Annotated in this window: 11 protein-coding genes; all 11 read left to right on the forward strand. The window is 65.8% G+C overall.

What is annotated here, in order from left to right; genetic code table 11:
* Window positions 1-151: 151 nt before the first annotated feature.
* The 11 genes from VAPA_RS12920 to VAPA_RS12970 all read left to right on the forward strand — a co-directional run bounded on the left by VAPA_RS12920 (window position 152) and on the right by VAPA_RS12970 (window position 12,456).
* Window positions 152-847 carry an ABC transporter ATP-binding protein gene (locus VAPA_RS12920; RefSeq protein WP_021007219.1) on the forward strand — a complete coding sequence of 232 codons (696 nt, stop codon included), beginning with the start codon at window positions 152-154 and terminating at the stop codon, window positions 845-847.
* 152 nt (window positions 848-999) lie between these two features.
* Entirely contained in the window at window positions 1,000-3,105 is a 2,106-nt protein-coding gene (locus VAPA_RS12925; RefSeq protein ID WP_021007220.1) for a 3-hydroxyacyl-CoA dehydrogenase NAD-binding domain-containing protein, read from the forward strand.
* Between the two features lie 23 nt (window positions 3,106-3,128).
* Window positions 3,129-4,604, forward strand: a complete 1,476-nt coding sequence (locus VAPA_RS12930) for a M20 family peptidase (protein WP_021007221.1) — start codon at window positions 3,129-3,131, stop codon at window positions 4,602-4,604.
* A gap of 40 nt (window positions 4,605-4,644) precedes the next feature.
* Window positions 4,645-5,820 (forward strand): acetyl-CoA C-acyltransferase, encoded by a 1,176-nt coding sequence (locus tag VAPA_RS12935; RefSeq protein WP_021007222.1) that lies wholly within the window; start codon window positions 4,645-4,647, stop codon window positions 5,818-5,820.
* 136 nt (window positions 5,821-5,956) lie between these two features.
* Window positions 5,957-7,864 (forward strand): acyl-CoA dehydrogenase, encoded by a 1,908-nt coding sequence (locus VAPA_RS12940; RefSeq protein WP_021007223.1) that lies wholly within the window; start codon window positions 5,957-5,959, stop codon window positions 7,862-7,864.
* Between the two features lie 2 nt (window positions 7,865-7,866).
* Window positions 7,867-8,103: a hypothetical protein gene (locus tag VAPA_RS12945; protein WP_021007224.1), complete on the forward strand. Its 237-nt coding sequence runs from the start codon at window positions 7,867-7,869 to the stop codon at window positions 8,101-8,103.
* A 16-nt stretch (window positions 8,104-8,119) separates the two neighbouring features.
* Window positions 8,120-8,422 carry a Dabb family protein gene (locus tag VAPA_RS12950; RefSeq protein ID WP_021007225.1) on the forward strand — a complete coding sequence of 101 codons (303 nt, stop codon included), beginning with the start codon at window positions 8,120-8,122 and terminating at the stop codon, window positions 8,420-8,422.
* 28 nt (window positions 8,423-8,450) lie between these two features.
* On the forward strand, window positions 8,451-9,245 hold the full coding sequence (locus VAPA_RS12955) for an SDR family oxidoreductase (protein WP_021007226.1): 795 nt from the start codon (window positions 8,451-8,453) through the stop codon (window positions 9,243-9,245).
* A 19-nt stretch (window positions 9,246-9,264) separates the two neighbouring features.
* Window positions 9,265-9,729, forward strand: a complete 465-nt coding sequence (locus VAPA_RS12960) for a PaaI family thioesterase (RefSeq protein WP_021007227.1) — start codon at window positions 9,265-9,267, stop codon at window positions 9,727-9,729.
* Window positions 9,730-9,751: 22 nt separating this feature from the next.
* Window positions 9,752-10,768 carry an NADP-dependent oxidoreductase gene (locus VAPA_RS12965; RefSeq protein WP_021007228.1) on the forward strand — a complete coding sequence of 339 codons (1,017 nt, stop codon included), beginning with the start codon at window positions 9,752-9,754 and terminating at the stop codon, window positions 10,766-10,768.
* Window positions 10,769-10,809: 41 nt separating this feature from the next.
* Complete coding sequence (locus tag VAPA_RS12970) at window positions 10,810-12,456, forward strand: isovaleryl-CoA dehydrogenase (RefSeq protein ID WP_021007229.1); 1,647 nt, start codon at window positions 10,810-10,812, stop codon at window positions 12,454-12,456.
* The last annotated feature ends 33 nt before the right edge of the window (window positions 12,457-12,489 follow it).

Raw genomic sequence — 12,489 nt, forward strand, 5'->3', positions numbered from 1 at the left:
GCATCGGGTGCTCCCCGCAGCGGAATCAAGGAGGAGCCGAAGGCGGGGGACATTCGCGGAGGGGAGTACTCGGTGGCCTGTGCACGCGCCCTGAACAAGAGCGCTCGAACACAAGCAACCTGCAACAACAACGTGCCGCGAGTCAACTGACATGCTGAAGCTTCACGACATCCACGCCTACTACGGCAAGAGCCATGTGCTGCATGGCGTTTCCTTCAACGTCGGCGCCGGCGAAATCGTCGCGCTGCTGGGCCGCAACGGCTCCGGCCGCTCGACCACCGCCAAGGCCATCATGGGCCTGGTGCATGCCGAGGGCACGCTGCGCTGGAGGGAGCAGGACATCCTGCGCAGGAAGGCCTACGAGATCGCACACCTGGGCATCGGCTACGTGCCCGAGAACCGCGACATCTTCCCCAAGCTCACGGTGCACCAGAACCTGCTCTTGGGCCAGAAAGGATCGGGCAAGGGCAGCCGCTGGTCCTTCGACGACATGTACGGCATGTTCCCGCGCCTGAAGGAGCGCCAGCATACCGAGGCCGGCGTGCTCTCGGGCGGCGAGCAGCAGATGCTCACGCTGTGCCGCACCCTGATGGGCGACCCGGACCTGATCATCATCGACGAGCCCACCGAAGGCCTTGCGCCCAAGATCGTCGAGCTGGTGGGGCAGTACCTGAAGACGCTCAAGGACAAGGGCATCTCGGTGCTGCTGATCGAGCAGAAGCTGACCATCGCGATGCAGATCTCGGACCGCGCGCTCGTGATGGGGCACGGCAGCATCGTGTTCGATGGCACCCCCGACAGCCTGCGCGCCGACGCCACCACTCGCAAAGAGTGGCTAGAGGTCTGAAGAAGCCCCCCAGGGATCCGGGCCGCGCCCCGGATCCTCTTGTCCCAACAGCGACTGCGTGCCATTGTTGAGCCACGCGAAACGCCTAGAATCCCTCGAAAAAGAACACTCGTGCTTTTTCTTCTTTTTCTTCACACACCAAGGAACGCAGCATGACGGCTGAATACAAAGTGCTCGGCGATGTCGCCGTGATCACACTGACCAACCCTCCGGTCAACGGTCTCGGTTTCTCGACCCGCATCGGCATCACCGATGGGCTCGCGAAGGCCAATGCCGATGATGCCGTCAAGGCCATCGTCATCACGGGCGCCGGCAAGGCGTTCTCGGGCGGTGCGGACATCAAGGAGTTCGGCACACCCAAGGCGCTGCAGGAGCCCAACCTGCTGAGCGTGATCCTCGCGCTCGAGGCTTCGCCCAAGCCGATCGTCGCGGCGATCCATTCGGTGTGCATGGGCGGCGGCCTCGAATTGGCGCTCGGCTGCCACTACCGCGTGGCGGCGCCCGGCACCAGCATTGCACTACCTGAGGTCAAGCTGGGCCTGATCCCCGGTGCCGGCGGCACGCAGCGCCTGCCGCGCGTGCTGGGCGTGGAGACCGCGCTCAACATGATCGTGAGCGGCGAGCCCGTCAAGAGCGAACTGCTCGCCAGCCTGCCGGGCCAGAAGCTGTTCGACAAGCTCGCGGCCTCGCCCGAATCGGTGTTCGAGGAAGCCGTTGCATTCGCCAAGGGCGTCGCGGGCAAGACCGGCGACGCATTGCCGCTGGTGCGCAACCTGCCGTGCAAGCACCCGCAGGGCGATGCCTACTTCCAGTTCGCGAAGAACATGGTCGGCGGCATGTCGAAGAACTATCCGGCGCCGCTCAAGTGCGTCGATGCGGTGCAGGCCGCCACCAGGATGAAGTTCGACGAAGGCATGGCCGAAGAGCGCCGGATCTTCACCGCGCTGATGTTCACGCCCGAATCGCTGGCGCTGCGCCACCTGTTCATGGCCGAGCGCGCGGCCTCCAAGATCCCCGATGTGCCCGACGACACGCCCAAGCGAGAGATCAAGTCGGTGGGCGTGATCGGCGCCGGCACCATGGGCGGCGGCATCTCGATGAACTTCCTGAATGCGGGCATTCCCGTGAAGATTCTCGAGATGAAGCAGGAAGCGCTCGACCGCGGCATTGCGACCATCCGCAAGAACTACGAATCCCAGGTCAAGAAGGGCAAGCTCAAGCAGGACAAGTACGAGCAGCGCATGGCGCTTTTGAGCACCACGCTCGACTACAACGGCCTGAAGGATGCCGACCTGATCATCGAAGCGGTGTTCGAGGAACTCGGCGTGAAGGAGAAGGTGTTCAAGGAACTCGACCGCGTGGCCAGGAAGGGCGCCATCCTGGCTTCCAACACCTCGACGCTCGACGTCGACAAGATCGCGGCTTTCACTCAGCGCCCGCAGGACGTGGTCGGCATGCACTTCTTCAGCCCGGCCAACGTGATGAAGCTGCTCGAAGTGGTGCGCGGCAAGGAAACGGCCAAGGACGTCCTGGCAACCGTCATGGACATTGGCAAGAAGATCAAGAAGACGGCCGTGGTCTCGGGCGTGTGCGACGGCTTCATCGGCAACCGCATGATCGAGCAGTACTCGCGCCAGGCAGGCTTCCTGCTGGACGAGGGTGCCACGCCGCAGCAGGTCGACAAGGCCGTCGAGAAGTTCGGTTTTGCCATGGGCCCGTTCCGCATGGGCGACCTGGCCGGCAACGACATCGGCTGGGCGATTCGCAAGCGCCGCGCCGTGGAATACCCGGACATGAAGTACAGCCGCACGGCCGACAAGCTCTGCGAACTGGGCCGCTTCGGCCAGAAGACCGGGGCGGGCTGGTACGACTACCAGGCCGGCAAGCGCGATGCGATTCCATCGGAGCTGGTCAACAAGATGATCGAGGACCACCGCAAGGAACTGGGCATCACGCCGCGCAAGATTTCCGATGAAGAGATCGTGCAGCGCCTGGTGTATGCGCTCGTCAACGAAGGCGCACACATCCTCGAGGATGGCATTGCCTCGAAGTCCGGCGACATCGACATGGTGTACCTCACCGGCTACGGCTTCCCGATCTGGCGCGGCGGCCCGATGCACTACGCATCGCAGGTCGGCTTGTACAACGTGGCCGAAACCATGAAGCGCTTTGCCAGGAACCCGCGCGACGATGCCGAGTTCTGGCAGCCCGCGCCGCTGATCCAGAAGCTGGCGGCCGAAGGCAAGCAGTTCGGCTGATCGCGACGGGACATCGACTGCCCATGTTGAAACGCATCTTCCTCGGGCTGCTGCTGGTGCTCCTGGCACTGGTGGCGGCCGTGGCGGTCAAGACCTGGACCACGCCATCGCAGCAGCTGGCGGTGGCGCCCGCACCCAAGCTGGACATCGACCTGCAGGCGGCCGCGAAGCGGCTGTCCGCGGCAATCACGTTTCGCACGGTGTCGGCCATGGACGATCCGGCCGCCAACGCGGCCGAGTTCGACAAGCTTCACGCCTATCTCGCGCAGCAGTTCCCGAAGGTCCACGCGACCCTCAAGAAGGAAGTGGTGGGCCAGAGGGCGCTGCTCTACACATGGAGCGGCACCGATCCGAAGGCCTTGCCCATCGCGCTGATGGCGCACCAGGACATGGTGCCGATCGCCCCGGGCACCGAGAAAGCCTGGACGGTCGATCCCTTCGCGGGCGAGATCAAGGACGGCTTCGTCTGGGGCCGCGGCACGCTCGACAACAAGAGCAACCTGTTCGCGCAGATGGAAGCCATCGAGCTGCTGATCGGCAGCGGCTTCCAGCCGAGGCAGACCGTCTACCTCGTGATGGGCGACGACGAAGAGGTGAGCGGCCTGCGCGGCGCGCAGCCCATTGCCGAACTGCTCAAGTCGCGCAACGTGCGCCTCGACTGGGTGCTCGACGAGGGCCTGCTGATCCTCGACGGCGTGCTGCCCGGCCTTTCGAAGCCCGCGGCGCTCATCGGACTGGCCGAGAAGGGCTATGGCACCTTCTTTCTTTCGCTCGACACCGCCCCCGGCCATTCGTCGATGCCGCCGCAGCGCAGTGCCATCGGCAGCATGAGCGCGGCGCTCGCGCGGCTCGAAGCCAACCCGATGCCCGGCGGCATCCAGGGCGTGGCAGCCCAGATGTTCGGCGCGCTCGCACCCGAGATGGGCGGCGTCAACCGCGTGATGCTCTCCAACCTGTGGCTCACCGAGCCGCTGGTGCGCGGCCAGCTCGAAAAAAGCCCGAGCAGCAACGCGATGCTGCGCACCACCACCGCGCTCACCATCGTGCGCGCCGGCAACAAGGACAACGTGCTGCCGGGCCGCGCCGAGGCGGCGGTCAACTTCCGCATCCTGCCGGGCGACAGCATCGACAGCGTCGAGGCGCACCTGCGCAAGAGCCTGGGCAACGACGAGATCAAGATCAAGCGCTACCCCGGCAACTCGGAGCCATCGCCCGTTTCACCGACCGACAGCACCGGCTACCGCGCGATCCAGCAGGCGGTGCGGCAGTCGTTTCCCGATGTGGTGGTCGCGCCCGGCCTCATGACCGCAGCCACCGATTCGCGCCACTTCAGCCTGGTGAGCGACGCCGTCTACCGCTTCTCGCCGTTCCGCATGAAGAGCGAGGACCTTGCGCGTTTCCATGGCAACAACGAGCGCCTGGCCATCTCCAACTACGGCGAGATGATCGGCTTCTATCACCAGCTCCTGCGCAACACCAACGCTGCGCCGGCGCAATGACGACAACCTTCTTTTCCTTCCATCTTCAAAGGACCTCACCATGACCAGCGCCGTCATTGTTTCCACCGCCCGCACGCCGCTCGCGAAGAGCTGGAAGGGTGCCTTCAACATGACGCACGGCGCCACGCTCGGCGGCCACGCCGTGCAGCACGCCATCTCGCGCGCCGGCATCGAAGCCGCCGAGGTCGACGACGTGATCATGGGTTGCGCTACGCCCGAAGGCGCCACCGGCTCCAACATCGCGCGCCAGATCGCGCTGCGCGCCGACTGCCCGGTCACCACCTCGGGCATGACGATCAACCGCTTCTGCTCGTCGGGCCTGCAGACCATCGCCACCGCGGCGCAGCGCATCATCGCGGGCGAGGGCGAGGTGTACGTGGCTGGCGGCGTGGAGAGCATCTCTTGCGTGCAGAACGAAGCCAACAAGCACATGCTGGCCGACCCCTGGCTCGTGAAGCACAAGCCCGAGATCTACTGGAACATGCTGCAGACGGCCGAGCAGGTGGCCAAGCGCTACAACATCGGCCGCGACGCCATGGACGAGTACGGCGCCGCCAGCCAGCAGAAGGCCACCGCCGCGCTCGAAGCCGGCCGCTTCAAGGAAGAGATCGCACCGATCACCGTGCTGGCCGGCGTGGCCGATCCCGTGATGGGCCTGCGCACCAAGGAAGTCACGGTCGAGAACGATGAAGGCATCCGTGCCGGCACGACCAAGGAAGGCATCAGCGGCATTCGACCGGCACTGCCCGGTGGTCTCATTTCGGCCGGCAATGCCAGCCAGTTCTCCGACGGCGGCGGCGCCTGCGTGGTGGTCGACGAGAAGTACGCGCAGCAAAAGGGCCTGAAGCCGCTCGGTCGCTTCCTCGGCTTTGCCGTGGCCGGCTGCGAGCCCGACGAAATGGGCATCGGCCCGGTGTTCGCGATTCCGAAGGTGCTCAAGCGCCTGGGCCTCACGGTCAACGACATCGACCTGTGGGAACTCAACGAGGCCTTCGCGGTGCAGGTGATCTATTGCCGCGACAAGCTCGGCATTCCGGGCGACCGCCTGAACGTGGACGGTGGCGCCATCGCCGTGGGCCACCCCTACGGCGTGAGCGGCCAGCGCCTGACGGGCCACGCGCTCATCGAAGGCAAGCGCCGCGGTGCGAAGAAGGTGCTGGTCACGATGTGCATCGGCGGCGGCATGGGTGCTGCCGGCGTCTTCGAGGTGCTTTGACTCTCCCCCAGTCTGCGGCGCACTACGTATCGCCTCCGCCAACCCCCTTCCGGGGGCAACACCGGCGGCCTGGTAAAGCCGGTTCCGCGGTGTTCCTGGCGCAGAGCCCGCGCATCCATTCACACCGAGATCGATCATGAGCCTGCGTCCCACCCTCGACTTCCTGCTTTATGACTGGCTCGACGCGGAATCGCTGAGCCAGCGCGAGCGCTTTTCAGACCATTCGCGCGAGACCTTCGATGCGGTGCTCGACACCTGCGAGCGCATTGCGCGCGAAAAGTACGCGCCGGCCAATCGCATCGTCGACACGCAGGAGCCGCATTTCGACGGCGAGAAGGTCGTCCTGCCGCAGGCCACGCACGATGCGCACAAGGCTTTTGTCGAATCGGGAATGATGAGCGCGGCGCAGGACTACGACATTGGCGGCATGCAGCTGCCCTACACGCTGCAGGCTGCGGCCAACAGCTTCTTCGCGATGGCGTCGGTCAGTATCGGCTCGAACATGCTCACCAGCGGCAACGCCAACCTGCTGATGGTGCATGGCACCGAGATGCAGAAGGAAGTGTTCGCCAAGAACGAATTCTCGGGCCGCTGGGCCGGCACCATGTGCCTGTCCGAGCCGCAGGCCGGCTCGTCGCTGAGCGACGTGGCCACGCGCGCCGTGCCCGATGGCGACGACTACCAGGGCGATCCGCTCGGGCCGCGCTATCGGCTCACAGGCAACAAGATGTGGATCTCGGCCGGCGACCACGAGCTCACCGAGAACATCGTGCATATCGTGCTTGCCAAGATTCCGGACGCCAGCGGCAAGCTGGTGCCGGGTACGCGCGGGATTTCCCTGTTCATCGTGCCGAAGTGGCTGGTGAACGTGGAGAACCCTCACCCCGGCCCTCTCCCGCAAGCGGGAGAGGGGGAGGCTGGCAGCGTGAAGGTCACGCTGGGCAGCAGGAACGACGTGGCGCTGGCGGGCCTCAACCACAAGCTCGGCTGGCGCGGCACCACCAACACGCTGCTGAACTTCGGCGAGGGCAAGTACCCGGTCGGCGGCAAGGCAGGCGCGGTGGGCTACCTGGTCGGCGAGCCCGGCAAGGGCCTGCACTGCATGTTCCACATGATGAACGAGGCGCGCATCGGCGTCGGCACCGCCGCCACCATGCTGGGCATGGCCGGCTACCACGCCTCGCTCGACTATGCAAAGACCCGGCCACAAGGCCGGCTCGTGAAGAAGGCGGAGCAGCCCGGCACGGCGGTCGCGAAGGACTCGGCCAGCCCGCAGGTGCGCATCATCGAGCACGCCGACGTGCGCCGCATGCTGCTCGCGCAGAAGGCGTACTGCGAAGGTGCGCTGGCACTGGAGCTGTACTGCGCGCGGCTGGTCGACGAGCAGAAAACCGGCAACGCGCAGGCCGCGGACGACGCGCGCCTGCTGCTCGAGGTGCTCACGCCCATCGCCAAGAGCTGGCCCAGCGAGTGGTGCCTGGAAGCCAATTCGCTGGCCATCCAGGTGCACGGCGGCTACGGCTATACGCGCGATTTTCCGGTGGAGCAGTACTGGCGCGACAACCGCCTGAACATGATCCACGAGGGCACGCACGGCATCCAGGCGGCCGACCTGCTGGGCCGCAAGGTGCTGATGGAAAAGGGCCGCGGCCTGCAGTTGCTGGGCGGACGCATCACCGAGACCATCGGCCATGCGGCCAAGGTGCCCGCGCTAGCGGCGCATGCCAAGGCGCTGGGGGCCGCATTGCAGCGCATAGGCAGCGCCACCGAGGCCGCCTGGTCCACCGGCGATCCGGCCGACGCGCTGGCCAACGCCGTGCCCTACATGCAGGCCTTCGGCCACACCGTGCTGGCCTGGATCTGGCTGGACGTGGCGCGGCGGGCACTCGAAATCGATGCGGAAAAGGCGAGGGCGGTAACAGCTGGCAAGATAGGCGCCACGGACTACTTCTTCCACTACGAGCTGCCGAAAATCGGTGCCTGGCTCAACGTGGTCGAAAGCCGCGACCCTACCTGTACAGCATTGCCCGAGGACGCTTTTTGACAATGGCCAACGCCGCCCCCAACAACACTCCCAACCCCGTCAAGCCGCCGAAGCCGCACGCGCGGCTCGAGAAGTGGATCTGGATCCTGATCTACGGCGGCCTGTTTCTCGTGATTCTCGGCATTGCCACGGGCCGCACCGAGCCGGCGCTCGGCTGGTCGATGGCCGTGCCCGGCGGCGTGGTCGCCCTGGTGGGCTTCGTGCTCATCTACGTGCGCTCGCGCCTCAACGACAAATAACAGCGAAAGGCAGGCCATGCTCAAGCACATCGTGATGTGGAAGTTCAAGGAACATGCCGAAGGCGCCGACAAGGCAACCAACCTGCTGAAGGCCAAGGCCTTGCTCGATGCCTGCGCCAAACTGTCGCCCGGCACGCTGCGTTTCGAGGTGGCCATTGCCCAGCCCGGGCTCGAAGCCACCTGCGACCTGATCTTGTATTCGGAATTCACCGATACGGCTGCGCTCGCCGCCTATTCAGACCATCCGCAGCACGTGGCGTTGAAGCCCTTCATCGGCGCGGTGCGCGAAGCGCGCCAGTGCATGGACTACATCGCCTGAACATCCAACCAGAACAACGGAGACATCCATGACCGCCCGCACCATTCAACAGCTGTTCGACCTCAGCGGTAAGACCGCCCTCATCACCGGCGGCTCGCGCGGCCTGGGCCTGCAGATGGCGCATGCGCTCGGCGAGGCTGGCGCAAAGATCATGCTGAGCTCGCGCAAGGCTGACGACCTGGAGCAGGCTGCCGCCGAGCTGCAATCGGCCGGCATCGACGCGCGCTGGATCGCCGCCGACTGCTCGAAGGAAGAAGACACCCGCCGCCTGGCCGACGAGACGCTGCAGCGCATGGGCGCCATCGACATCCTCGTAAACAACGCGGGCGCCAGCTGGGGCGCGCCGGCCGAGAGCCATCCGGTCGAGGCCTGGGACAAGGTGATGAACCTCAACGTGCGCGGCTATTTCATCCTGTCGCAGCATGTCGCCAACGGCTACATGATTCCGAAGAAGACGGGCCGCATCATCAACATCGCATCGATCGCGGGCCTGAACGGCAACCCGCCCGAGATGCAGACGCTGGCCTACAACACCTCGAAGACGGCGGTGATCGGCTTCACGCGCACGCTGGCCGCCGAATGGGGCAAGTACAACATCAACGTGAACGCGATCTGCCCAGGCTTCTTCATGACGAAGATGGCGGCGGGCCTGATCAAGTCGCTGGGCGAGGAAAAGATGGCCTCGCATGCGCCGCTCGGCCGCCTTGGCGACGACGAAGACCTGAAGGGGCTCACGCTGCTGTATGCGAGCGATGCCGGCAAGCACATCACCGGCCAGTGGCTGGCTGTGGATGGTGGCGTCAGCGTGGTGCTCGGGGCCTAGAACACAAGTAAACCGCAACATGCCTTCCTCCGACTTCACCGACATCAACGTCCGCTCGTACACGAGCCAGATTCCGTTCGCGCGCCACCTCGGCTTCGAGCTTACGAAGTTCGAGGGCGGCGAGTCCGAAATCGTCTACACCGCCAAACCCGAACACCTCAACACCTTCGACGTGACGCATGGCGGCGCCTGCATGACGCTGCTCGACATCACCATGGCGGCCGCGGCGCGCAGCGTGGCGCCCGAGACGGGTGTGGTCACCATCGAGATGAAGACCAGCTTCATGCAGCCTTCGGTCGGGCCGCTGCATGCGCGCGGCACGCTGATCCACCGCACCGCGACGCTGGCCTTCACCGAAGCCAAGATCTATGACGAGCAGGAGCGCGTGTGCGCGCATGCCACCGGCACCTTCAAGTACGTGAAGCGCCGCCTGCCTACGGGGCCCGCCAGCGCCAACGCGATGCGTCCGCCTTCTACCGATTAACGGCATTTCTCCGGAGACCTCCATGCCCACCAACAAACAGATTCACCTCGACAACCGCCCCGATGGCGAAGCCGTGGCCGGCAATTTCAAGCTCGTGACTGCCGAAACACCCGCGCTCGCCGACAACCAGGTGCTGGTGCGCCACCACTACATGAGCCTGGACCCGTACATGCGCGGCCGCATGAACGATTCCAAGAGCTATGCGCAGCCGCAGCCGCTGGGCCAGGTAATGCAGGGCGGCACGGCCGGCGAAGTGGTCGAAAGCAGGCACCCCAAGTTCGCGATGGGCGACAAGGTGGTGGGCTTCGGCGGCTGGCAGGAATACAGCGTGGTCGATGCCTCGCAGCCCGGCGCGTTGAAGAAGGTCGACACCACGCACGTGCCGCTGTCGCACTACCTGGGCGCAGTGGGCATGCCGGGCGTCACCGCCTGGTACGGCCTGGTGAAGATCATTGCGCCGAAGGCCGGCGAGACGATGGTCGTCACGGCCGCCAGCGGTGCCGTGGGCAGCGCCTTCGGCGCGCTTGCCAAGGCGCGCGGTTGCCGCGTGGTGGGCATCGCGGGCGGCCCGGACAAGTGCAAGTACGTGACCGACGAGCTCGGCTTCGACGCCTGCATCGACTACCGCCAGCATCCCGACGTGAAGAGCATGAGCGCCGCGCTCAAGGAAGCCTGCCCGAACGGCATCGACGGCTACTTCGAGAACGTGGGCGGCTACATCTTCGACGCCGTGCTGCTGCGCGCCAACGCCTTCTCGCGCGTTGCGTTGTGCGGAATGATCGCGGGCTACGACGGCCAGCCGCTGCCGCTCGCGAATCCGGCGCTGATCCTCATCAACCGCATGAAGATCGAAGGCTTCATCGTGAGCGAGCACATGGAGGTGTGGCCCGAGGCGCTGGCCGAGCTTGGCGCGCTGGTGGCCTCCGGCAAACTCAAGCCGCGCGAGTCGATTGCGCAAGGCATCGAATCCGCCCCTGAAGCCTTCCTGGGTTTGCTCAAGGGCAAGAATTTCGGCAAGCAACTGGTCAAACTGATCTAGGACTAAGCTCGCCTCTGGAACTGATCCATCGGAGGTTCTGTATGAAGAATGCTGGAACGCATGAGGTCTTCAACCAGCCCGAGCCGCTGGTGGACTACAACCTCTTCGAAACCAACCGGCCCCTTCGCGATGCGTTGAAATTCAACGCGCCGCAGCTACATGTGGCGCAGTTGCAGGAGCTCGGGGTCACCCTGGGCTCGGCCGAGATGCAGGCCCATGCGCGGCTCGCCAATACCCACACGCCAGAGCTGCACACGCACGACCGCTTCGGGCGGCGCATCGACGAGGTGGAGTTTCATCCGAGCTATCACCTGCTCATGGCCGCCGCGGTGGGCGCGGGCCTGCACGGCACCCCCTGGACGGGCACTTCCGCTTCCCCGCATGTGCTGCGGGCGGCCGGCTTCATGCTCTTCACTGAGCTGGAGCCGTCGATCCTTTGCCCCGTCTCGATGACCTACGCGGCCACACCCGCGCTGCGCAGCAACGCCGCCGTGTATGCCGATTGGGGCCCGAAGCTCGGCAGCCTCTGGTACGACCCGGCGCTTGCTTCGTTCAAGGACAAGGCCGGCGTGACCATGGGCATGGGCATGACCGAGAAGCAGGGCGGTTCCGACGTGCGCGCCAACACCACGCGGGCCGTGCGCGATGGCAGCGACGTCTGGGGTGAGCGCTACGCGATCATCGGCCACAAGTGGTTCTTCTCGGCGCCGATGTGCGACGCCTTCCTGGTGCTCGCGCAGGCGCCCGCCGGGCTGAGCTGCTTCTTCCTGCCGCGCGTGCTGCCCGACGGCACCCGCAACGCCATGCACATCCAGCGCCTGAAGGACAAGCTCGGCAACAAGGCCAATGCCAGTTCCGAGGTCGAGTTCCACGGCGCCAGCGCGTGGCTCGTGGGCGAAGAGGGGCGCGGCATTCCGCAGATCCTCGAGATGGGCACCATGACCCGGCTCGACTGCGCGCTGGGCACCAGTGGCCTGATGCGGCAGGCGCTCGGCATTGCGCTCAACCACGCCAGCCAGCGCAAGGCCTTCGGCAAGCCGCTGATCGAGCAGCCGCTCATGAAGAACGTGCTGGCCGACCTCGCCCTCGAAAGCGAAGCTTCCACTGCACTGGCCATCCGCCTCGCGCGCGCCTTCGACCGGCAGGCCGACGAGCACGAGCGCCTGATGGCGCGCCTGCTCACGCCCGTCGCCAAGTTCTGGGTCTGCAAGCGCGGCAGTCACTTCGCCCAGGAAGCCATGGAATGCCTCGGCGGCAACGGCTATGTGGAAGAGGGGGGCGAAGGCATCATGGCGCGCATCTACCGCGAGATGCCGCTCAACTCGATCTGGGAGGGCGCCGGCAACATCATGGCGCTCGACCTGCTGCGCGGCCTGCGCAAGGGTGATGCGGTGGCGGCACTCGCGAAAGAGTTGGCCCCCGCGCGCGGCCAGCATGCGGCGCTCGACCGCCTGGCCGACGCGCTTCCGGCACGCATCGAGGCCATGGCTTCCGAGGCCGAGGCGCGCCGCCTGGCGCAGGACGTGGCCCTGGCGGTGCAGGCTGCATTGCTCGCGCAAACCGCGCCGCCGGCCGTCGCCGATGCCTTCTGCGCATCGCGCCTGGGCGGCGACTGGGGCAACGTGTTCGGCACGCTGGGTGCGGGCACCGATTTCGATTCGATCATCGAGCGCGCGCAACCGCGCTGAATACGGCGACAGTCGAGCAAGCACTCCACCCAC

The sequence above is a fragment of the Variovorax paradoxus B4 genome (assembly GCF_000463015.1).
Lineage (GTDB): Bacteria > Pseudomonadota > Gammaproteobacteria > Burkholderiales > Burkholderiaceae_C > Variovorax > Variovorax paradoxus_E.

Bases quoted from the DNA above. Each gene is read 5' to 3' on its own strand.
- VAPA_RS12965 (WP_021007228.1), top strand. From the start codon at position 9,752: ATGCCCACCAACAAACAGATTCACCTCGACAACCGCCCCGATGGCGAA.
- VAPA_RS12925 (WP_021007220.1), top strand. From the start codon at position 1,000: ATGACGGCTGAATACAAAGTGCTCGGCGATGTCGCCGTGATCACACTG.
- VAPA_RS12955 (WP_021007226.1), top strand. From the start codon at position 8,451: ATGACCGCCCGCACCATTCAACAGCTGTTCGACCTCAGCGGTAAGACC.
- VAPA_RS12930 (WP_021007221.1), top strand. From the start codon at position 3,129: ATGTTGAAACGCATCTTCCTCGGGCTGCTGCTGGTGCTCCTGGCACTG.
- VAPA_RS12950 (WP_021007225.1), top strand. From the start codon at position 8,120: ATGCTCAAGCACATCGTGATGTGGAAGTTCAAGGAACATGCCGAAGGC.
- VAPA_RS12945 (WP_021007224.1), top strand. From the start codon at position 7,867: ATGGCCAACGCCGCCCCCAACAACACTCCCAACCCCGTCAAGCCGCCG.
- VAPA_RS12920 (WP_021007219.1), top strand. From the start codon at position 152: ATGCTGAAGCTTCACGACATCCACGCCTACTACGGCAAGAGCCATGTG.
- VAPA_RS12940 (WP_021007223.1), top strand. From the start codon at position 5,957: ATGAGCCTGCGTCCCACCCTCGACTTCCTGCTTTATGACTGGCTCGAC.
- VAPA_RS12935 (WP_021007222.1), top strand. From the start codon at position 4,645: ATGACCAGCGCCGTCATTGTTTCCACCGCCCGCACGCCGCTCGCGAAG.
- VAPA_RS12960 (WP_021007227.1), top strand. From the start codon at position 9,265: ATGCCTTCCTCCGACTTCACCGACATCAACGTCCGCTCGTACACGAGC.
- VAPA_RS12970 (WP_021007229.1), top strand. From the start codon at position 10,810: ATGAAGAATGCTGGAACGCATGAGGTCTTCAACCAGCCCGAGCCGCTG.